16 protein-coding genes are annotated in these 20,675 nt (G+C 68.8%); 5 read left to right on the top strand and 11 right to left on the bottom strand.

Translation table 11 applies throughout. The features are described 5' to 3' along the window. The first annotated feature begins 174 nt into the window (after window positions 1-174). The 4 genes from ACGFJ7_RS40145 (at window position 175) to ACGFJ7_RS40130 (ending at window position 4,993) form a co-directional block, all read left to right on the top strand. The gene (locus ACGFJ7_RS40145) at window positions 175-1,653 is read left to right on the top strand and encodes a glutamate--cysteine ligase (protein ID WP_360254396.1); all 1,479 of its coding nucleotides are present in this window, start codon (window positions 175-177) and stop codon (window positions 1,651-1,653) included. A gap of 250 nt (window positions 1,654-1,903) precedes the next feature. Beyond that, on the top strand, window positions 1,904-3,337 hold the full coding sequence (locus ACGFJ7_RS40140) for a flippase-like domain-containing protein (protein WP_392647196.1): 1,434 nt from the start codon (window positions 1,904-1,906) through the stop codon (window positions 3,335-3,337). A 51-nt stretch (window positions 3,338-3,388) separates the two neighbouring features. Beyond that, window positions 3,389-4,573: a low temperature requirement protein A gene (locus ACGFJ7_RS40135; protein ID WP_360254392.1), complete on the top strand. Its 1,185-nt coding sequence runs from the start codon at window positions 3,389-3,391 to the stop codon at window positions 4,571-4,573. 63 nt (window positions 4,574-4,636) lie between these two features. Further along, entirely contained in the window at window positions 4,637-4,993 is a 357-nt protein-coding gene (locus ACGFJ7_RS40130) for a hypothetical protein (protein ID WP_392647194.1), read from the top strand. Between the two features lie 22 nt (window positions 4,994-5,015). On the opposite strand, the gene ACGFJ7_RS40125 is transcribed toward ACGFJ7_RS40130, so the two are convergent. Further along, window positions 5,016-6,398: an aspartate aminotransferase family protein gene (locus tag ACGFJ7_RS40125; RefSeq protein ID WP_360254388.1), complete on the bottom strand. Its 1,383-nt coding sequence runs from the start codon at window positions 6,396-6,398 to the stop codon at window positions 5,016-5,018. A 10-nt stretch (window positions 6,399-6,408) separates the two neighbouring features. After that, complete coding sequence (gene gabT / locus ACGFJ7_RS40120; RefSeq protein ID WP_392647192.1) at window positions 6,409-7,671, bottom strand: 4-aminobutyrate--2-oxoglutarate transaminase; 1,263 nt, start codon at window positions 7,669-7,671, stop codon at window positions 6,409-6,411. A gap of 106 nt (window positions 7,672-7,777) precedes the next feature. Here gabT and ACGFJ7_RS40115 point away from each other — a divergent pair, with 106 nt between their 5' ends. Continuing rightward, on the top strand, window positions 7,778-9,175 hold the full coding sequence (locus tag ACGFJ7_RS40115; protein WP_392647190.1) for an aldehyde dehydrogenase family protein: 1,398 nt from the start codon (window positions 7,778-7,780) through the stop codon (window positions 9,173-9,175). 796 nt (window positions 9,176-9,971) lie between these two features. On the opposite strand, the gene ACGFJ7_RS40110 is transcribed toward ACGFJ7_RS40115, so the two are convergent. The 9 genes from ACGFJ7_RS40110 to ACGFJ7_RS40070 form a co-directional block, all read right to left on the bottom strand. After that, window positions 9,972-10,178: a hypothetical protein gene (locus tag ACGFJ7_RS40110; protein ID WP_392647187.1), complete on the bottom strand. Its 207-nt coding sequence runs from the start codon at window positions 10,176-10,178 to the stop codon at window positions 9,972-9,974. Between the two features lie 390 nt (window positions 10,179-10,568). Then, entirely contained in the window at window positions 10,569-11,129 is a 561-nt protein-coding gene (locus ACGFJ7_RS40105; protein WP_360254382.1) for a helix-turn-helix domain-containing protein, read from the bottom strand. Between the two features lie 865 nt (window positions 11,130-11,994). Then, window positions 11,995-12,843 (bottom strand): ABC transporter permease, encoded by an 849-nt coding sequence (locus ACGFJ7_RS40100; protein WP_360254380.1) that lies wholly within the window; start codon window positions 12,841-12,843, stop codon window positions 11,995-11,997. Beyond that, a complete protein-coding gene (locus tag ACGFJ7_RS40095) occupies window positions 12,840-13,706 on the bottom strand; it encodes an ABC transporter permease (protein ID WP_360254378.1) in 867 nt (288 codons plus the stop codon). The genes ACGFJ7_RS40100 and ACGFJ7_RS40095 overlap by 4 nt, the downstream gene beginning before the upstream one ends. A gap of 1 nt (window position 13,707) precedes the next feature. Then, on the bottom strand, window positions 13,708-14,955 hold the full coding sequence (locus ACGFJ7_RS40090; protein ID WP_360254376.1) for a spermidine/putrescine ABC transporter substrate-binding protein: 1,248 nt from the start codon (window positions 14,953-14,955) through the stop codon (window positions 13,708-13,710). A gap of 1 nt (window position 14,956) precedes the next feature. Next, the gene (locus ACGFJ7_RS40085) at window positions 14,957-16,114 is read right to left on the bottom strand and encodes an ABC transporter ATP-binding protein (protein WP_360254374.1); all 1,158 of its coding nucleotides are present in this window, start codon (window positions 16,112-16,114) and stop codon (window positions 14,957-14,959) included. A gap of 46 nt (window positions 16,115-16,160) precedes the next feature. Continuing rightward, the gene (locus ACGFJ7_RS40080) at window positions 16,161-17,597 is read right to left on the bottom strand and encodes an aminobutyraldehyde dehydrogenase (protein WP_392647182.1); all 1,437 of its coding nucleotides are present in this window, start codon (window positions 17,595-17,597) and stop codon (window positions 16,161-16,163) included. Between the two features lie 161 nt (window positions 17,598-17,758). Beyond that, a complete protein-coding gene (locus tag ACGFJ7_RS40075; RefSeq protein WP_360254372.1) occupies window positions 17,759-19,096 on the bottom strand; it encodes an aspartate aminotransferase family protein in 1,338 nt (445 codons plus the stop codon). After that, a complete protein-coding gene (locus tag ACGFJ7_RS40070; protein WP_360254370.1) occupies window positions 19,093-20,580 on the bottom strand; it encodes a CoA-acylating methylmalonate-semialdehyde dehydrogenase in 1,488 nt (495 codons plus the stop codon). The genes ACGFJ7_RS40075 and ACGFJ7_RS40070 overlap by 4 nt, the downstream gene beginning before the upstream one ends. Window positions 20,581-20,675: the final 95 nt, after the last annotated feature.

Raw genomic sequence — 20,675 nt, 5'->3', positions numbered from 1 at the left:
CGGATGAAAACCGGCACAGCCGGGTACCGCTGGTGTGTCGTTCCCCGGCGTCAACCTTCATCACATCGACGAGGATGGAAGGGACACCCTGTGCGATCTCATGCTTTGGTGTCGTCTGGCGCGACACGCTGAGCGTGTGGGACTTTGAAGCTCGTCGGAGAAAGGTGGTGTGCCATGGGCGAGGAAGTCGAGAAGACCAACTTCACCCGTGAGGACCGCGCCAAGTACAGGCACAAGATCCGACGGAGTCTGGACGTGTTCGCGGCGATGCTGCGCGAGTCGCGTTTCGAGTTCGAGCGGCCGCTCACCGGCATGGAGATCGAGCTCAACCTCATCGACGAGCGGGCCGACCCGGCGATGCGCAACTCCGAGGTGCTCGGCGCCATCGCGGATCCGGACTTCCAGACCGAGCTGGGCCAGTTCAACATCGAGATAAACGTCCCGCCGCGGCGGCTGGCCGGCGACGAGAACGTCGATCTCGAGCGCAGCCTGCGGGCCAGTCTGAACAACGCCGAAACCCACGCCCGCAAGGTCGGCGCGCACACCGTGATGATCGGCATCCTGCCGACGTTGCGGCGCGAGCACATGACGCTGGAGGCGCTGTCGGCCAACCCGCGGTACAAGGTGCTCAACGAGCAGATCTTCGCGGCCCGCGGCGAGGACCTCGACATCCGCATCGACGGCGTCGACCGGCTCGCGGTCACCACCGACACCATCGCGCCCGAGTCGGCCTGCACCAGCACCCAGTTCCACCTGCAGGTGAGCCCGGCGCAGTTCGCCGCGTACTGGAACGCGGCCCAGGTCATCGCCGGCGTGCAGGTCGCCCTGGGCGCCAACGCCCCGCTGCTGTTCGGCCGGGAGCTGTGGCGCGAGACGCGCATCCCGCTGTTCGAGCAGGCCACCGACACCCGGTCCGAGGAGATAAGGGCACAGGGGGTACGCCCGCGGGTGTGGTTCGGCGAGCGATGGATCACCAGCGTGTTCGACCTGTTCGAGGAGAACGTGCGCTACTTCCCGGCCCTGCTGCCGATCTGCGACGAGGCCGACCCGTCCGAGATCCTCGAGCGCGGCGAGATCCCCGAGCTGTCCGAGTTGCGGCTGCACAACGGCACCATCTACCGCTGGAACCGGCCCATCTACGCCGTGGTGAAGGGCCGCCCGCATCTGCGGGTGGAGAACCGCGTGCTTCCGGCCGGCCCCACCGTGGTCGACACGATGGCCAACGCGGCCTTCTATTACGGCCTGATCCGCACCCTGGCCGAGGCCGAGCGCCCACTGTGGACGCAGATGAGCTTCAGCGCGGCCGAGGAGAACTTCCACACCTGCGCCCGGCACGGCATCGACGCCAGCGTGTTCTGGCCCGGCCTCGGCTACATCCAGGTCACCGAACTGGTGCTGCGCCGGCTGCTGCCGATGGCCCATCAGGGCCTCGAGAAGTGGGGCGTCTCGGCCAGCGAGCGCGACCGCCTGCTCGGCATCATCGAGCAGCGCTGCCTGACCCACCGCAACGGGGCCGCGTGGCAGGTGCAGACCCTGCACGCGCTGGAGGCCGACGGCAACGACCGCCAGGAGGCGCTGCACGAGATGCTTCGGCGCTACCTTCCGCTGATGCACGAGAACCTCCCCGTCCACGAGTGGCCCTATCCGTCCTGATTCTCAGCGCCAGAAGTCGGATATGTCTCACGTTCGGCCGACAACCTGACATTTGCTGCACCTTTCGTCGCACCGGCCCCCGCGGCCGGTGCGACGCTGCTCACCCCCGGGCATGCAAAGTCGATCATCCGCGTTGACTCCCACCGCAGGGCCCGTGATTGGCTTCTCAATGAGAAAACTTGCGCGACAAGCAATCTTTGAGGATCCTTGTCGAGGGCAAGCAATGGAACAGGCACGCCAGGAGCCAGCGGTGACACAAGCAGTGGAGCGGTCCGCCGAGACCGCGGCGGAGGACGATCCGCCGGTCGCGCGCAGCCGCTGGGGCCGGCGACTGCGCCTGGCCGGGATCGTCGCGATGCTGGTCCTGTTCGCCGTCGAGCTGGTGGTGGGCTGGTCGTCGCTGGCCGGCGCGCTGCGGCAGCTGCGGGCGCCCCACGTCGGCTGGCTCGCCCTGGCCACGCTGGCCGAGGTGGCGGCGATGGGCGCCTACGCCCGGATGCAGGGCCGGCTTCTCCGATCGGCCGGCGTACGGGCGTCGCACCTCGACAACGTCAAGCTGACGTACGCGGCCCACTCGCTCAACGAGACGCTGCCCGGCGGCGCCGCCTTCTCGACGCGGCTGAACTATCAGCAGATGCGCCGCTTCGGCGCCAGCCCGGCCATCGCCTCGTGGACCATCGCCCTCAGCGGCATCCTCTCGGCCTGTGCTCTGGCCGCGGTGACCGTCGGCAGCGCCCTCGCGGCCGGCGGCGGCGCCGACTGGTCCCACCTGGCTGCCCTGCTGGTCGCGACGATCCTGCTGATCCTGGGCGCCCGCCGCGTGGCGAAGCACCCCGAGTCGGCCGAGACCCTCATCCGCACGCCGCTGGCCGCCGTCAACCGGCTGCGCCGCCGCCCCGCCACCCACGGCCAGGACGGCATCCGCGACTTCCTGCAGCAGTTGCGGGCCGCCCGCCTGCGCCCCACCCACGGCGCCGCCGCCGCGATCCTGGCCGTGGCCAACTGGTTCCTGGACGCCGTCTGCCTCTGGCTCTGCTTCCGCGCGGTCGGCGAACAACCGGCCGGCCTGACAGCGGTGCTTTTGGCCTTCTGCGCCGCCATGGCCGCCGGCACCATCACCATCGTCCCGGGCGGTCTGGGCATCATCGACAGCGCCCTGATCCTGGGCCTGATGGCGGGCGGGGTCACCACCCCCGCCGCGGTGGCCACCGTCGTGCTGTACCGCATCATCAGCTTCGGCTTCATCATCGGCCTCGGCTGGCTCTCCTGGCTCCACATCCGCCGTACCACCCATCAGGCCCCGCTCCCCCTCACCGCGCCGCCGACCGTCCCGGCTCTCACCGCACCCGCCATCCCCGCCATCCCCGCCTTCGCCCTCGGCGCCGCGACGGAGGCCAGCGCCGTCGCGCTCTTCCCGACCGCGGCCAGCACGGCTCTCGTCCCGAACGCGCGAAGCCCCAGGAAAGCCGAGAACCCGGCCGCCCACCGGCTGCGCGCTTCCGGCCGGCGCCTCGCCCGCTCGCCGAAGACGAACTCCGCCAAAGCCACCACCTCCTTCGCGCCGGAGGGGAACGCCGCCAAAGCCACCGCGTCGCTCCGGCCGGAGCAGAACGCCGCCCGAGCCGACGCTCCCCGTCAGCGCCGGGCCACCGGCGCGGAGGTCGCGGGCGCTCCCTGTCCTTAAGGTTCGCCGAGCACGCGTAGAACGCCGGCGCACAGGGAAATGCAGCGGTCGATGAGTAACGACCGCCAAGCCCCCCTGATCGAGCCGCCCCGGCTGCGCACCGAGGAAGAGCGGCACGCCACCCGGCTCGAGCTGTTCTTCGACCTCGCCTATGTGCTCGTCGTGGCCCAGCTCGCGCATTCGTTCGCCGGCAACCTGAGTGTGGCCGGCGCCGCCACCTTCGCCGGGTTGCTCGTGGTGACCTGGTGGTCCTGGGTGACCACCACGCTCTACGCCAACCGGTTCGACACCAACGACGTCATCTACCGGCTCGCCAAGCTCGCCATGACCGGCGCCGTCGTCGGCATGGCCGCCTCCGCGCAGGGCGCCACCGGCGGCGACGGCGCCCGGTTCGCGGCCTGCTACCTCGCGACCCGGATCATCCTTCTTCTGCTGTACGTACGGGCGTACCGCCACGTGCCCGACGCCCGGCGGACGATCGCCATCTATCTGAGCGCCGCCGGCATCGCCGCCGTCCTGTGGGCGGTGTCCATCCCGGTCGAGGGCACGGCCCGGTACGTCCTGTGGGGCGCCGGCATCCTCGTCGAGGCCGTCGCGCCCCTGATCGCCACCCGGCTCGGCGACGACGTGCCCCTTCATCTCGACCACATGCCGGAGCGTTTCGGCCTCTTCGTGATCCTGGTGCTCGGCGAGTCGATCGCCTCCCTCGCCACCGGCGTGCACGACGCGCACTGGTCCGGCTCGTCGGTGCTGGCCGCCGCCGTCGCCTTCACCGCCGTGGCCGCCCTCTGGTGGGTCTACTTCGACCTCGGCGGCGCCGCCGGCAAGCGGCAGTTGATCGAGGATTCGGACGAGGACGAGGAGAGCGGGGTCGTCGACGCGTACATCTATGGTCATCTGCCGTTGATCGTCGGGCTGGCGATCGCGGCGGTGGGCATCGAGCAGTTCGTGGTGCACCCGGCCGGCGAGCTCGACATGGCCGGCCGGTGGGCGCTGCACGGCGGCGTGGCCCTCTACCTGATCGGCGTCACCGTGGTGATGATGGGAACATCGGGCCGCCTGCGCTCGGCCTGGCCGTGGCCGGCCGCCGTCATCCCGGTGATCGTGGGGCTCGGCTTCCTCGAGTCGCTCCAGCCCGTGCTGGCGGTCGGGGCAGTGACGCTCGTCCTGGTCGCGACCGTTCTCGCCGGCATTTACGAGCAGCGCCGGGGCGCCCTGCGCACGACCGAGACGTAACCGGGAACCGCCGCCGCGCGTTATCAGCGCACACGGGTCTCCCCACAACTCGAGGCGGGCGGATTGCGCGGTTTCGGTTCGTTCATCGCTGTCGTCACACTGTTCGTCGCGGTGCTGGCCCTGGGACGCGACTACTACGAGGTCACGTACGAGGACGGCCGTGGCGTGCACGCCGATTTCGGCAAGCAACCGGACCGGGACGAGCACCGTCAGGTCGAGCCCGATCCGCAGCCGAGGCTGGGCGTCGTGAGACACCGGCCCGCGCGGACCGCCGTACCCAGGGAAACCGCAAGCGAACAACCCCAGATCGTCCCGGCGCCGTCGGAGACGACGGCGCAGCCGGCGGAATCGGCGGTGCCGACGCCGACCCCGGAGATCTCGGAGGACACCGGCGGAGAGACGGCCACCCCTGCCCCATAGAGGGGTGGCCGTCCGCCGGAGCTCAGAGCTGGTTCGACGCCTCGGTCAGCACCGAGCGCAGAATCTGCTCGATCTCCTGGAACTGTGCCTCGCCGGCGATCAGCGGCGGGGCGAGCTGGATCACCGGGTCGCCCCGGTCGTCGGCGCGGCAGTACAGGCCCGCGTCGAACAGCGCGTGCGAGAGGAAGCCGCGCAGCAGTCGCTCCGACTCCTGTTCGTTGAAGGTCTCTTTGGTGGCCTTGTCCTTGACCAGCTCGAGGCCGAAGAAGTAGCCGTCGCCGCGGACGTCACCGACGATCGGGAGATCGGTCAGGCGCTCGAGGTACGACCGGAACAGATCACTGTTGCGCCGGACGTGACCGTTGAGGTCCTCCCGCTCCATGATGTCGAGGTTGGCCAGCGCCACCGCCGAGCCGACCGGGTGGCCGCCGTAGGTGATGCCGTGCGCGAACCAGTTGGTGCCCTCGAGGAACGGCTCGGCCAGGCGCTCCGACGCGATCATCGCCCCGAGCGGCACGTACCCGCTGGTCAGCCCCTTGGCGACGGTGATGATGTCGGGCGTGTAGCCGTACTTGTGGCCGCCGAAGTACTCGCCGAGCCGGCCGAAGCCGCAGATCACGTCGTCGGAGACGAGCAGGACGTCGTACCGGTCGCAGATCTCGCGGACCCGCTGGAAGTATCCGGGCGGCGGCGGGAAGCAGCCGCCGGCGTTCTGCACCGGCTCGAGGAAGACCGCGGCGACCGTTTCGGGGCCTTCGAACTCGATCGCCTCGGCGATCCGGTCGGCGGCCCAGACACCGAACTGCTCCGGCGTCATGTTCTCGTCGGGGCGGCGGTAGTAGTTGGTGTTCGGCACGCGCATCGTCGACGGCACGAGCGGCTCGAAGTCCGCCTTGAGGGCCGGGATGCCGGTGATCGACAGGGCGCCCATCGAAGTGCCGTGATAGGCGATCGACCGCGAGATCACCTTGGTCTTGGTGGGCTTGCCGGTCCGCTTGAAGTACGAGCGGGCGAGCTTCCACGCCGACTCGACGGCCTCGGAGCCGCCGGTGGTGAAGAAGACCCGGTCGAGGTCGCCCGGGGTGAGGTCGGCGATGCGGTCGGCCAGCTCGACGGCCTTGGGGTGCGCGTACGACCAGATCGGGAAATAGGCGAGCTCGCCGGCCTGCTTGGCGGCGGCCTCGGCCAGCTCCTGCCGTCCGTGGCCGGTCTGCACGACGAACAGGGCGGACAGTCCGTCGAGGTACTTGCGGCCGGTGGAGTCCCAGACGTAGCAGCCGTCGCCGCGCACGATCATCGGGATGTCGGCCTTCTGGTAGCTCGACAGCCGGGTGAAGTGCATCCACAGGTGGTCTTTGGCGTCGCCGGCCAGCTTCTCGTAGTCGGGTGACTGGAGGTCGGTCAAGGGGTGCTCCTTAAAAGCTCTGCTCGAGCAGGGTGAGGCCGCGGTCGAGCTCGTCGTCGGAAATGATCAGGGGCGGCAGAAGCCGGATGACGTTGCCGTACGTGCCGCAGGTGAGCAGCAGAAGCCCGAGCTCGTGGGCCTTGCGCTGCACCGCCGCGGTGGTGACCGGGTCGGGGTTCCCGCTCTCGCCGACCAGCTCGAGCGCGAGCATCGCGCCCCGGCCGCGGATCTCGCCGATCACCGGGTGCTTGGCGGCCAGCGCCCCGAGGCGGGGCCGGGCCACGGCCTCGACGTGCCGGGCGGCGGCGGCCAGGTCGAGCTCCCGCATGGTCTCGATCGAGGCGAGGGCGGCGGCACAGGCGATCGGATTTCCGCCGTACGTGCCGCCGAGGCCCCCGGGGTGCACGGCGTCCATGATCTCGGCCCGGCCGGTGACCGCGGCCAGCGGAAGCCCGCCCGCGATGCCCTTGGCCGTGGTGATCAGATCGGGGACGACGCCCTCGTGCTCGCTGGCGAACCACGAGCCCGTACGGCAGAACCCGGTCTGGATCTCATCGGCGATGAACACGGCGCCGGCCTGCTTGCTCCAGTCGGCCAGCGCCGGCAGAAACCCCTCGGCCGGTACGACGAAGCCGCCCTCACCCTGAATGGGCTCGATCAGCACGGCGGCGACGTTCACCGCGCCCACGGTCTTCTCGATCTGCCCGATGGCGTACGCGGCGGCCTCGGCGCCGTCACGGCCGTCGCGGAACGGATACGACATCTGGACCCGGTAGATCTCACCGGCGAAAGGACCAAACCCTTGCTTGTACGGCATGACCTTCGCCGTGAGGGCCATCGTGAGGTTCGTCCGCCCGTGGTAGGCGTGGTCGAACACGACGACCGCCTGCCGCCCGGTGGCGTGGCGGGCGATCTTCACCGCGTTCTCCACCGCCTCGGCGCCGGAGTTGAACAGCGCCGACCGCTTCTCGAAGTCGCCCGGGGTGAGCGCGGCCAGCTCCTCGCAGACCGCCACGTACTGCTCGTACGGCGCGATCATGAAGCACGTGTGGGTGAAGCGCTCGACCTGGCGCTTGACCGCCTCGACCACCTTGGGCGCGGAGTTGCCCACATTGGTGACGGCGATGCCGGCGGCGAAGTCGATCCACTCGCGGCCCTCGACGTCGGTCAGGGTGCCGCCCGCGGCGGTGTCGACGTACGACGGGATCATGCTGCTGACCCCGCGCGCGACGACCGCGGAACGGCGCCGGTGCAGATCGGCCGAGCTTGGCATGCTTTCAACTCCTTCAGGCTTAGAGCCTGGATCATTTCACTGATTCCGTGGTGAACGGAAGCCCCGACAACTATTTCCGTGTTACATCTCTGGGTACGCTGCGCCGGTGCTCCCCTTCTACGTCGCCGGTCGCCCGGCCACCGGCAATGAAGTCCTGACGGTCCGCAATCCCTCGTCCGGCAGCGTCGTCGGCTCTACCTCCTACGCCTCTGAGTCACAGGTCGAGGAGGCGGTCGCGGCCGCCTCCCGGGTGCCGCTCGATCTGACCGCGGCCGACCGCGCCGCCGCCCTCGACGAGATCAGCCGCCAGCTTTCCGCCCGCGCGGCGGAAATCGCCGCCCTGATCACCGCCGAGAACGGCAAACCGGCCAAGTGGGCCTCGGGCGAGGTGAACCGGGCGGTGTCGACGTTCCGCTGGGCGGCCGAGGAGGCCCGGCGCTTCTCCGGCGACCTGCAGCGCCTGGACACCGATCCGGCCGCGGCCGGGCGGATCGCGCTCGTACGCCGCGTGCCGCGCGGCCCGGTCCTGGGCATCGCGCCGTTCAACTTCCCGCTGAACCTGGTCGCCCACAAGGTCGCCCCCGCGCTGGCGGTCGGCACCCCGATCATCGTGAAGCCGGCCCCCGCCACTCCCCTGACGGCCCTGCTGCTGGGCGAGATCATGGCGGGCCTGGACCTACCGCCGGGCATGTTCTCGGTCCTGCCGGTGCCGAACGACCGCATGCCGTCACTGGTCGCCGACCCGCGCCTGCCGGTGGTGTCCTTCACCGGCAGCGGCCCGGTAGGCGCCCAGATCCGGGCCGCGGTGCCGGCGAAGCACGTCACCTTGGAACTGGGCGGCAACGCGGCGGCCCTGGTGGCGGCCGACTGGGACGATCTGGACCACGCGGCCCAGCGCATCGCGACGTTCGGCAACTACCAGGCCGGCCAGAGCTGCATAGCGGTCCAGCGGGTCTTCGTCCACGCCCGGCACCGGGAGGCGTTCACGGCGAAACTGGTGGCGGCGGTGGAAGCCCTGGACGTGGCGGCCGAGGTAGGCCCGGTGATCGACAACCGGGCAGCGGACCGCATCGAGCAGTGGATCGAGGAAGCGGTCACGAAGGGCGCCCGAATCCTGACCGGCGGCACCCGCGAGGGAACAACAGTCACCCCGACGGTCCTGACCGACGTGCCGGCGGACGCCAAGGTGAACGCCGAGGAGGTCTTCGGCCCGGTCCTGGTGGTAACAGCGGTCGACTCGGACGAGGAGGGCCTGGCGGCCATCAACGCCTCGGCGTACGGCTTGCAGGCCGGCGTCTTCACCCGCCGTCTGGACCTGGCCTTCACCGCCCACCGCCGCCTCCAGGTGGGCGGCGTCATCATCGGCGACGTCCCCAGCTTCCGGGCCGACCAGATGCCCTACGGCGGCGTGAAGGGCAGCGGCTCGGGCCGCGAGGGGGTGGCCAGCGCGATGGAGGACTACACGGAACCGCGAGTCATGGTGCTCACTGGGGTGGATCTCTGACCGCTCCCCATGGCCGGGTGGCTGAACTTCGCCGCCCGGCCCGCTCCGCCAGCCGGTTTAGCCGCGCTTATTTCCGGCTCACGCCGGCTGGTTAGCCGCGCTTATTTCCGGCTCACGCCGGCTGGTTAGCCGCGCCTATTTCCGGCACACGCCGGCCGGTTTATCCGCGCATTATTTCCGGCTCACGCGGCCGGGTGGTTCCACCTCGTCCAGCCCACCATGCGCCGCTTCGCTTCGCCTCGACTCCCCACTCACGGCGGCCGGGTGGTTCCGCTTCGAACGCCACGGCCCACTCGTGCGGCCTTGCGCTTGGTTGCCCGGCTCCCGCTCGGGCATTTCACACCGCCCCCATTGAAACCGTATCGCTCGAAGACCGGCGACAGCAGTCGCTGCGGCATGGGCATCTGAATTTGGCATGATCGACAAATAGTCGCGGATAGATTTACCGCGCCCTCGGCGGGATAATTGGTCATGCGGTACCAACAGATCGGCTTATTCTCCCGCAAGCAGATGTCCGCCATGACCGACCGCACCCTTTCGCGCAAGTGGTTACCCGAAAAGGATGCGGACCGCCGCGAACTCGACCGCCGGCGCCAGTGGGGCCTGGCACAGCGCCACGGCTTCAAGCTGCTCCGCCTACGCCTCGAGGAGCGCGACCGCTTGGCCCGCGAGAAAGCCGACACCCACCGGCAGCCGCCAGCACCACCCTCGCCCCCGCAGCTCGAAACGCCACCCTCGGCGCTCCAGCCCGACGCCCCACCGTCGACGCCTAAGCCCAGAGCCCAACCGCCGATGCCTAAGCCCGAAGCACCAGAGTTGGCGCCGCGACCTCGAACGCCACCGCCGCCGCAGTCCCAAGCACACCCTCGGCGGCCCGCCCAACCTCAGCTTTCCACCACTCGGCCGCAGCCACGAACAACGGCTCAGATACTTCGACCAACTCCAGCTCAGACACTTCCACCGGCTCCACCTGAAACACAGCCACCGACTCCAGCTCAAACACAGCCACCAACTCCAGCCCAGGCACTTACACCGACTTCAGCCCAGACAGTTCCACCGAATTCAGTCCAGGCACGGCCGCGAGTAGCGATTCAGGCCAAGCCGTTCCGCGCAGCGAAGGCAGGACCGCGCCGCGCCATTAAAATAGAGTCCCACTCCGCGATAGAAACGGAGCCGCGCACCGCAGTAAAGAAAGGGCTACGCCCGGGAACGCAAAGGCCGCCACGACCGCAACGCTCGACAGGGCGACCGCCCATCCAGAATTTTCACAGGCCGGCGCATCAAAACCATGGCGGCGATCCCTGCATTTTTGTCGAGCATACCCGATCTGTTCTTATGTGCCAAATCCGAAGGGGAACTCGGGCCGCCCGAAATATGCGCCCATCGCGGCTTCTCAATTGGCGCGGACTCTTAAACCTTCGACGATCAATTGGAGGAGGCGCTCGCGCTCCTCGAGCTCGGGGGCCGCCTCGGAAGTCCAGGCCACGGCGTTGACCAAGGCGAAGAGCTCGCGCGCCGTCAAGTCTGGGCGGATTTTCCCGGACTTCTGAGCGCTGGCCAGCAGTGCTCCCGCGGCGTTGCGCATCGCGTCGCATGAGGAGTGGAGGGGGGAATCCGCGTCGGCCAGGGTGGCCATGATCGAGGCGGGGAGGCCCTGGTAGGCGCCGGCTCCGTAGGCGAACTCGATCAGCCAGGTTTCGAGAGCCTTGCCGGGCTCGTGCTGTTCGGCCAGGGCGGCGGCGCGCAGAGTCAGGTGGTCGAAGCGGCGGCGCATCAGCTGATCGAGCAGCGCGTCGCGGGTGGGGAAATGGCGGTAGAGGGTTCCGAGGCCCACCTCGGCGCGCCGTGCGACGTCGCGCAGCGACGCCTGGGTGCCCTGCTCGCGCACCACCACGCGGGCCACGTCGATGATCCGCTCTCGATTGCGCCGCGCGTCCGCCCGAAGCTCCCCCACAACGGGAGCTTAACGGCGACGCCTGCCCGGCTATAGGCGAAAAATCGGAAATGCGAGCGTGAGTACGGCTGGAGGAGGCCACCACACGGATACACCCACACCGAAGACCCTGCTGGACTGGCCAGCACGCAGCAAGCCCGGCGGCGGCAACGAGCAGGGGTTCGGCGACGCGGCCATCCCCGCACGGCAGCAGCGCGCAGCGGGTACGCGCGCGGAGAAACCCGACGGCCGCAGCGCATCGAGGTCCGCGCACGGAGAAAACCCGACGGCCGCAGCGCGCAACAAGGTCCGCGCGCAAACAGAACCCGACGGCAGCAACGCGCAACGGGGCTCGCGCGGACAGACTTCTACGGCGGCAACGCGCAGCAAAAGAACGGCGCGGGGAGGGCGATGCCGTGAAGGGCGGTTCAGCAAGGCTGTAGCGGAAAGAGCCACGGCGGCGCCAAGGTCAGGCGGGCCAAGCGGAACGCAACGTTGGTAAGGCGGAACGTCGCTCCGGCGGGCCAAGGATGGAGGCCCGCGCAGCTGGCCCGCGCGGCGCCCTCCCAGATCCGGCAGGTAAGGACGGATGCCTCGCAGCTGGCCGGCGCGGCGCCCAGGTCCGGCAGGCCGAAAGGTGCCCAGGACCGGTAGGGGCCAAAAGACAGCCAGGACCGCGAGGACAGAAAGGCAGCCAGGACCAGGGGCCGAAAGGCAGCAGGACCAAAGGGCCGAAAGGCAGCAGGACCAAAGGGCCGAAAGGCAGCAAGGCCAGGCGGCCGAAAGGCAGCCAGGACACCGCGCGGCCGAAACGGTCCGGGGCGGTGATCCGGAAGGGGCGGCGGGGCTGGTCGTGGGCGAGGGCTGGGCCCCCGCCCACGGTGGGTCAGTTCTTGTTGGTGTTTCGGCGGGCTCGGATGTTCGTGACGACCGCGAAGAGGACGCCCACGGCGAAGATCAGGGTGCCCATGACGTTGACCTGGGGTGGGATTCCGACACGGGTGGCGCCCCAGATGAACAGCGGGAACGTTTGGGTGGTGCCGGCCGTGAAGTTGGTGACGATGAAGTCGTCGATGGACAGGGCGAACGCCAGCAGCACGCCCGAGAAGACGGCGGGGAGGATGATCGGGAAGGTGACCTTCCAGAACGTCACCCAGGGGGTTGCTCCCAGGTCGGCCGCGGCCTCCTCGACCGAGCGGTCCAGGGTCATCACGCGGGCTCGGACCACCGTGGCCACGAACGAGATGGAGAACATCACGTGGGCGATGGTGATGGTGACCGCGCCCAGGCCCACCTGGAGGGAGGCGAACAGGGTCAGCAGGGAGGCGCCCATGATCAGTTCGGGGGACGAGATGGTGGCGAACATGATCAGGTTGAGGGAGCCGGAGCCTCGGAAGCGGTAGCGGCCCAGGGCGTAGCCGATGCCGGTGCCCAGGGCGGCGGCCAGCAGGCTGCTCACGATCGCGATGAGGATCGAGTTGATCAGGGCCTGGGTGAGGTTCGAGAGTTCGAACAGGCGGCCGTACCACTTGAACGTGAAGCCGACCCACTCCTGGTTGTAGCGGCCGGGGGTGTCGTTGAAGCCGAACGCGATCATGACCGCGATGGGGAGCACGAGCCAGGCGATGATCACCCAGACGTACGCGTGCATGAAGCCGGTGCCGGTGATGCGCCGCCGCGGTTTCACGGCGGGCGCGGCCGAAGCGGGCGCCTCGCGGGAAAGGAGCGTTGTCATCGCGCGGCCACCTTCATGACGTCCTCGGTGCCGAGCATCCGGGCGTACAGGAAAACGCCGATCAGCAGCACCGCCATCAGCACGAACGAGAGCGCCGAGGCCGTCGGATAGTCGGAGTTGACCAGGTACTGGGCCTGGATGACCTGGCCGATCATGGTGGTGCCGGCGCTGCCCAGCACGGCCGAGTTGACGTAGTCGGAGCTGGCCGGGACGAATGTCATGAGCACGCCGGCGAAGACGCCGGGCAGGGCCAGTGGGAAGATCACCTTGCGGAACGTGGTGGCCGGGTCGGCGTACAGGTCGCGGGCCGCCTCGACCACGCGCGGGTCGATGCGCTCGAGCGCCACGTAGATCGGCAGCACCATGAACGGCAGGAAGTTGTAGACCAGGCCGCCGATCACCGCGTACGACGTACCCAGGATGTGGAACGAGTCGCCGACCAGGCCCACCGAACGAAGCGGGCTGACCACCGGGCCCTCGTCGGCCAGGATCTGCCCCCACGAGATCGTCCGCAGCACGAACGACACGAAGAACGGCAGGAGCAGCAGGAAGAGGTACGTCGACTTGCGCTTGCCGCCGTGGAAGGCGATCCAGTACGCCACCGGGAAGGCCAGCGCGATCAGGATGATGGTCGCGACGGCGCCGTAGATCAGCGAACGGAAGATCTGCGTCTGGTACGACGTGATCGCGTCCACATAGGTCTGCCAGTGGCCGGTGAAGCGGTAACCGTTCACGATGTCGCCCTCCTGGAGGGAGAGCGACAACATCGTGACCATCGGCACCGCGAAGAAAATCAACAGCCAGATTCCGCCGGGAAGAACCAGCAGATAGGGCGCGAGCTGCCGTTTTACGCGGTTTTTCATGTCATCCCAGCACGATAGGTTCGAAGGTCTTCTGGAACTTCTGCTGCTCGGCGACCGACTCGAACGCCACGTAGTAGTGCAGCTTGGCGTACTCGGCGGCGGTCGGGAACACGAGCTTGCTGTTGGCGACGGCCAGCGCCGCGTCCTTGTCCTCGCCGGTCAGCTTGCCGGCGTCGGCACGCATCTGGGCCTGGGCGCCCGGTACCGGGCACACGTAGTTGATGTAGTTGGCCAGCGACGCCGCGGTCGGAACCTCGTAGAAGTAGTCCATCAGCATGAGGGCGTCGACCGGGTTCTCGGCCGTGACCGGGATGGTCATGTTGTCGGTCCAGATCGTGCCGCCCTCCTCGGGGATCACGAACCGGAAGTCGCTGCCGTCGGAGAGATTCTTCTGGAAGATGTCGCCCGACCAGGCCTGAGTGATCCAGACATCGCCGTTGCCGAGGGCCTCGACGTAGCTCTGGTCGTAGTACTTGCGGACGAGGGGCTTCTGCTCCTTCAGCTTGGCCGCCGCCTTCTGCCAGTCCTCGGCCGTGGACTTGGCCGGGTCGGCCCCGATCGCCAGCAGGCCGAAGTTGCCGAGCTCCTGAATGTCGGAGAACATCCCGATCTTGCCTTTGAAGGCCGGGTCCCACAGGTCGGAGAGCTTGGTGATGTCCCGCTTGGTCTTCGACCGGTCGTAGGCGATGCCGGTCATGCCGGAGGCCCACGGGATGCTGTACTGGTTGCCCGGGTCGAACGCCTCCTTCTTGTACGCCTCGCCGGCGTTCTTGGTGAAGTTCGGCAGCTTCGCCAAGTCGAGGGGGGCCAGGAAGCCCGAGTCGCGGAACTGCGTGAACTGGAAGCTGTTGGTGATGACCATCAGGTCGTAGTCGATGGACTGACCGGCCGAGAGCTGCGGCTGCACCTTGGCGAACCAGGGGCCCATCTCCTGGATGACCTCGTCGTACTTGACCGTGATGCCGGTCTTGGCGGTGAACGCCTTGAGCTCGGGCTGCTTCGGGTCCATGTAGAGCGGCCAGCCCGCGAAGCGGAGCTTGTTGTTCTTGACCTTGCCGTTCCAGAACTGCGCCACGGCGTCGGGGGCGGCGCTCGCCGAGTTCGACGTGCCCTTGCCCTGCACCCCGCAGGCGGCCAGGGCGGCGCCGGAGGCGGCCAGACCGGAGAGCTTCAGCGCGTCACGACGCCCGAGCCGCCGGCTGGTGAGACCGCGGAGCAGGGAGGGGTCGGAAAAGTTCGGCGCGGACATATCAGACTCCGATCATGTATGAATGCTGGGGGGCCCAGGTCAGATAGACGCGGTCGCCGCGATCGGCAAGATCGTCGGCGTTGGAGGCATTTTGATCGAAGACAGTAAAGTCCGCACCGGCCGCTGTGGCTACGGTGTAATTCGTTGAGGTTCCGTGATAAACGACTTCGGTGACTGTGCCGGAGAGCACACTGCCGCCGGTCGCCGTCACCGGCGGGACGCCACGGTGTAGGTCGATCTTCTCGGGCCGGACCGATACCTCGACCTGGTCCCCCGGGCCCACCTGACCCTCCACCGGCACGACGACCCGGTCCTGAGCCGTGTACGAGAGCAGCCCCAGTCCATTCTCGACACGATCCACGCGGCCGTCGACGATGTTCGAGGTGCCGATGAAGCCGGCCACGAACCGGGTGGCGGGCTTCTCGTAGATCTCCCGCGGCGAGCCCAGCTGCTCGATGACGCCCGCGTGCATGACCGCGATGCGGTCCGACATGGTCAGTGCCTCGCCCTGGTCGTGGGTGACGTAGACGAAGGTGATGCCGACCTCGCGCTGGATGCGCTTGAGCTCGATCTGCATCTGCTGGCGCAGCTTGAGGTCGAGCGCGCCCAGCGGCTCGTCCAGCAGCAGCGCCCGCGGGCGGTTGACCAGGGCCCGGGCCAGCGCCACGCGCTGCTGCTGGCCGCCGGACATCTCCCGCGGCGAGCGCTTCTCCATGCCGGTCAGCGACACGATCTCGAGGATCTCGCCGACCCGGCGCTTGATCTCGTCCTTGCCGGTCTTCTTCCGTTCCAGGCCGAAAGCCACGTTCTGGTACGTGTTCAGGTGCGGGAAGAGCGCGTACGACTGGAACACCATGTTGACGTCGCGCTTGTTGGCCGAGACCCGGGTGACGTCCTTGCCGTCGAGGAACACCGTGCCGGCGGTCGGCTCCTCGAAGCCGGCGATCATGCGCATCGTCGTGGTCTTGCCGCACCCGGACGGGCCCAGCAGCGAGAAGAACTCACCCTGGGCGATCGCCAGGTCGGTCCGCTTGACCGCGGGAACGGTCTCGCCGTGCGACAGATAGTTCTTGAGCACGCCGGCGAACTCGATCGCCGGCGTGCCGGCCGCGGGCGCTGTCGCCCGGGGACGGGCCACGCTGTGCTGGGGGGTGGTCATGGCGTTCCTCTTCGCGGTGGGGTGGCGTTTGGTGCGGTGGAGAAAGTCAGCCCAGATAGCTCATGACGTGCTTGATTCGGGTGTACTCCTCGAACCCGTACATGGATAGGTCCTTGCCGTAGCCCGAGTGCCCGAAGCCGCCGTGCGGCATCTCCGAGACGAAGGGCAGGTGGGTGTTGATCCAGACGGCGCCGAAGTCGAGACGCCGCGAGACGCGCATGGCACGGCCGTGGTTCTGCGTCCAGACGCTGGCGCTCAGGCCGAATCGCACGTCGTTCGCCCAGCGGACGGCGTTGTCCTCGTCGTCGAACTCCTGAACGGTGATGACCGGGCCGAAAACCTCGTCCTGGATCATCTCATCACGCTGCTTCAGTCCAGACACGACAGTCGGCTCGAGGAAGTACCCGCGGTCGCCGACGCGCTTGCCGCCGGCCACGATCGAGGCGTGCTCGGGCGTACGGTCGAGGAAGCCCTGGACCCGGGCCAGCTGGCCGGCGTTGTTGACCGGGCCGAAGAACGCGCCGGGGTCGGACGGGGCGCCGACCTTGGTGTCGCGCGCGGCCTGGGCCAGCGCGGCGGTGAAGTCGCTCGCGATCCGTCCCTGCACCAGCACGCGGGTGGCCGCCGTGCAGTCCTGTCCGGCGTTGAAGTAGCCGGCGCCGGCGATGGCGGCCGCGGTGGCCTCGATGTCGGCGTCGTCGAAGACGATGACCGGGGCCTTGCCGCCCAGCTCGAGGTGGGCCCGCTTGAGGTCGGCCGCGGCCGAGACCGCGACCTCCATGCCGGCCCGGGTCGAGCCGGTGATCGAGACCAGCTGCGGGGTGGGGTGGGCGACCACGGCCCGGCCGGTGTCCCGGTCGCCGCAGACCACGTTGAGCACGCCCGGCGGCAGGAACTCGGCGGCGATCTCGGCCAGCAGCAGGGTGCTGACCGGGGTGGTGTCGGAGGGCTTGAGGACGACCGCGTTGCCGGCCGCGACGGCCGGCGCGAACTTCCACACGGCCATGACCATCGGATAGTTCCACGGGGTGATCTGCGCGCACACGCCGATCGGCTCGCGCCGCACGTACGACGTGTGGTCGCGCAGATACTCCCCCGCGGACTTGCCTTCCAGGTTGCGCGCCGCGCCCGCGAAGAAGCGCAGCTCGTCGACCATCGGGCCGATCTCCTCCTGCCGGGTGGCCTCGACCGGCTTGCCGGTGTTGCGGCACTCGGCGGCGATCAGTTCATCGGCCCGCGCCTCCACGGCGTCGGCGATCTTCAGCAGGGCCCGCTGCCGTTCGGCCGGGGTGGCGTCCCGCCAGATCTCGAATCCCTTGCCGGCGGCGGCCATGGCCGCGTCGACGTCCTGGGCCGAGGAGACCGGCGCGAGCGCGTATGCCTCCCCGGTGCTGGGGTCGATCACCTGGGAGGTGACCCCGTCAACGTTGCCGGTGTGGGTCCCACCGACGAAGTTGCGCAGAACGGGCAGAGCGGCGCTCACTGAATAAGACCTCCGGGAAAGGCGCTGTGACAGCTCCCACACGAATCGACGTGAGGGACCTTGACACATGCGGCGGACTGAAGACAAGGGAATCCGAAGTAATTTCCAAGCCTGAAACGGAAATCGTGGTTCCGCGGCCGATAAAGCTACGTAATCCGGGGTTAGCCTCGGCAATACCTGTCGGCCACCGAGAGCGCCTCGTCGAGGATCGAAAGACCCTCTTCAACCTCCGCCACGCTCACCGTGCACGGCGGCGCGACGTGCACCCGGTTGAAGTGGGTGAACGGCCAGAGACCTCGCTCCTTGCAGGCCGCGGCAAGCTCGTTCATCGGGGCGGCCGCCGCGCCGGTCGCGTTGAACGGCACCAGCGGCTCCCGGGTCTCCCGATCCCGGACGAGCTCGATCGCCCAGAAGACGCCCAGGCCACGGACCTCGCCGATGCTCGGGTGCTTGGCGGCCAGCGCGGCCAGCCCGGGCGCGATCACGTCGTCGCCGATGGCGCGGGCATGCTCGACGATCCCCTCCTCCTTGAAGATCTCGATCGAGGCGACCGCGGAGGCGCAGGCGAGCGGGTGCCCCGAGTAGGTCAGGCCGCCCGGGAACGGGCGCTCGCGGAACGTCTCGGCGATCTCGTCCGAGATGACCACGCCACCGAGCGGCAGATAGCCCGAGTTGACCCCCTTGGCGAAGGTGATCAGGTCGGGTGTGACGCCCCAGCGGTCGACCGCGAACCACTCGCCGCACCGGCCGAAACCGGCCATCACCTCGTCGGCGATGAAGACGATCCCGAACTCGTCGCAGAGCGCCCGTACGCCGGCCAGGTAGCCGGGCGGCGGCACGAGGATGCCGTTGGTGCCGACCACGGTTTCGACGAGGACGGCGGCGACGGTCGACGCGCCCTCGAAGACGATCGTGTCCCGCAGGTGCGCGAGGGCCCGGGACGTCTCCTCCTCGGGTGTCGAGGAGTAGAAGGGCGAGCGGTACGGGTACGGGCCCCAGAAGTGCACGACGCCGATCGCGGTGGGCTCGTTGGCCCAGCGCCGCGGGTCGCCGGTCGCGGTGATCGCGGTGGAGGTCGAGCCGTGGTAGCTGCGGTACATCGACAGCACCTTGTGCCGGCCGGTGTGGCCGCGGGCCAGGCGCACGGCGTTCTCGTTGGCCTCGGCGCCGCCGTTGGTGAAGAACACCTTGTTGAGCGGGCCGGGGGCGAGCTCGCTGATCAGCCGGGCCGCCTCGCCGCGCTTGTCGTTGGCGAAGGCGGGCTGGATCGTGCAGAGTGTGGCCGCCTGCTCCTGGATCGCCGCCACCAGCCGGGGGTGCTGGTGTCCGATGTTGACATTGACCAGCTGCGACGAGAAGTCCAGATATCTCGTGTTCTCGTAGTCCCAGAAGTAGGAGCCGGAAGCGCCCGCGACCGGCATGGGGTTGATGAGCCCCTGCGCGGACCAGGAGTGGAAGACGTGGGCGCGGTCGTCCGCGCGGACAAGCTCGGCGGTCATCGGTTCGTGGGGAAGCCGAGGTCGATGGAGGACGTTCCCGGGTCGGGCCACCGGGACGTCACCACCTTGGAACGGGTGAAGAAGTGGATGCCGTCCGGCCCGTACATGTGGGTGTCGCCGAAGAGCGACGCCTTCCACCCGCCGAACGAGTAGTAGGCGACCGGCACCGGGATCGGCACGTTGACGCCGACCATGCCCGCGTTCACGTCGAACTGGAACTGCCGGGCCGCGCCGCCGTCCCGCGTGAAGATGGCGGTGCCGTTGCCGTACTCATTATTGTTGATCAATTCAACAGCTTCGGTGTACGTCTTCGCGCGGACCACACAGAGCACCGGCCCGAAGATCTCGTCGGTGTAGACCTCCATGTCCGGCGTGACGTTGTCGAGCAGCGTGACACCGAGGAAGTAGCCGTCGCCCGGCACGTCCGCCTCGCGGCCGTCGGCGATCACCGTCGCGCCCGCCTCGACGCCCCGGGTCACGTAGCCCGCCACCTTGTCCCGGTGCTGGGCGCTGATCAGCGGGCCCATCTGCGACTCGGGGTCGGTACCGGCGCCGATCTTGAGCTTGGGCAGCCGGGCCGCGATCGCGTCGACCAGCGGGTCGGCCGCGTCGCCGACCGCCACCACCACCGAGACGGCCATGCAGCGCTCGCCGGCCGAGCCGTAGGCGGCGTTCACCGCGGCGTCGGCGGCCGCGTCGATCTCGGCATCCGGCAGCACGATCATGTGGTTCTTGGCGCCGCCCAGGGCCTGCACGCGCTTGCCCTGGCTGGTGCCGGTCTCGTAGATGTACTTGGCGATGGGCGTCGAGCCGACGAAGCTCACCGCGGCGATGTCCGGGTGCGTGAGCAGGGCGTTGACCGCCTCCGCGTCACCGTTGACGACGGTGAAGACGCCGTCCGGCAGCCCTGCCTGTTTCCACAGCTTGGCCAGGAACAGCGCGGCCGACGGGTCCTTCTCGCTCGGCTTGAGCACGAAGGCGTTGCCGGCGGCGATGGCCGTGGTGCACATCCACAGCGGCACCATGGCCGGGAAGTTGAACGGGGTGATGCCGGCGACGACACCGAGCGGCTGGCGGATCGAGTAGACGTCGACGCCGGTGGCCGCCTGCTCCGAGAAGGAGCCCTTCATCAGGTGCGGGATGCCGGTGGCGAACTCGGCGTTCTCCAGGCCGCGGGCCACCTCACCGGCGGCGTCGGACAGGACCTTGCCGTGCTCGCTGGTGATGATCGCGGCGAGGTCGCCCGAGTGCGCGGCGAGCAGTTCGCGGAACGTGAACAGGACGGCCGAGCGCTTCGAGAGCGAGGCCGTACGCCAGTCCTTGGCGGCGTCCTTCGCGGCGGCGACGGCCTCGGCGACCTCGGCGGCCGAGGCGAGGTCGACCTCGGCCGTCTGCTCGCCGGTGGCGGGGTTGAAGACCGGGCCGACCCGGCCGGACGTGCCGGCGCGCTCGGCGCCTCCGATCCAGTGCGCGATACGAATCATGAGCGGAGATTACGTAACACCTCTGGACCGAACAATGGCCAAATCGTACTGTCACAAAGTCCATCCAACCGCCCCGCCCACCACCCTTGAACGGA

Origin of the sequence: Actinoplanes sp. NPDC048988, assembly GCF_043197815.1 — a bacterium.
In the GTDB taxonomy this organism is placed as follows: Bacteria; Actinomycetota; Actinomycetes; order Mycobacteriales; family Micromonosporaceae; genus Actinoplanes.
This window is presented reverse-complemented; position numbering and strand designations above follow the sequence as displayed.

What these genes read in the sequence shown, in the direction of transcription:
- ACGFJ7_RS40145 (WP_360254396.1), top strand. Translation starts at nt 175, where the DNA reads ATGGGCGAGGAAGTCGAGAAGACCAACTTCACCCGTGAGGACCGCGCC.
- ACGFJ7_RS40135 (WP_360254392.1), top strand. Translation starts at nt 3,389, where the DNA reads ATGAGTAACGACCGCCAAGCCCCCCTGATCGAGCCGCCCCGGCTGCGC.
- gabT (WP_392647192.1), bottom strand. Translation starts at nt 7,671, where the DNA reads ATGCCAAGCTCGGCCGATCTGCACCGGCGCCGTTCCGCGGTCGTCGCG.
- ACGFJ7_RS40100 (WP_360254380.1), bottom strand. Translation starts at nt 12,843, where the DNA reads ATGACAACGCTCCTTTCCCGCGAGGCGCCCGCTTCGGCCGCGCCCGCC.
- ACGFJ7_RS40095 (WP_360254378.1), bottom strand. Translation starts at nt 13,706, where the DNA reads ATGAAAAACCGCGTAAAACGGCAGCTCGCGCCCTATCTGCTGGTTCTT.
- ACGFJ7_RS40090 (WP_360254376.1), bottom strand. Translation starts at nt 14,955, where the DNA reads ATGTCCGCGCCGAACTTTTCCGACCCCTCCCTGCTCCGCGGTCTCACC.
- ACGFJ7_RS40085 (WP_360254374.1), bottom strand. Translation starts at nt 16,114, where the DNA reads ATGACCACCCCCCAGCACAGCGTGGCCCGTCCCCGGGCGACAGCGCCC.
- ACGFJ7_RS40075 (WP_360254372.1), bottom strand. Translation starts at nt 19,096, where the DNA reads ATGACCGCCGAGCTTGTCCGCGCGGACGACCGCGCCCACGTCTTCCAC.
- ACGFJ7_RS40070 (WP_360254370.1), bottom strand. Translation starts at nt 20,580, where the DNA reads ATGATTCGTATCGCGCACTGGATCGGAGGCGCCGAGCGCGCCGGCACG.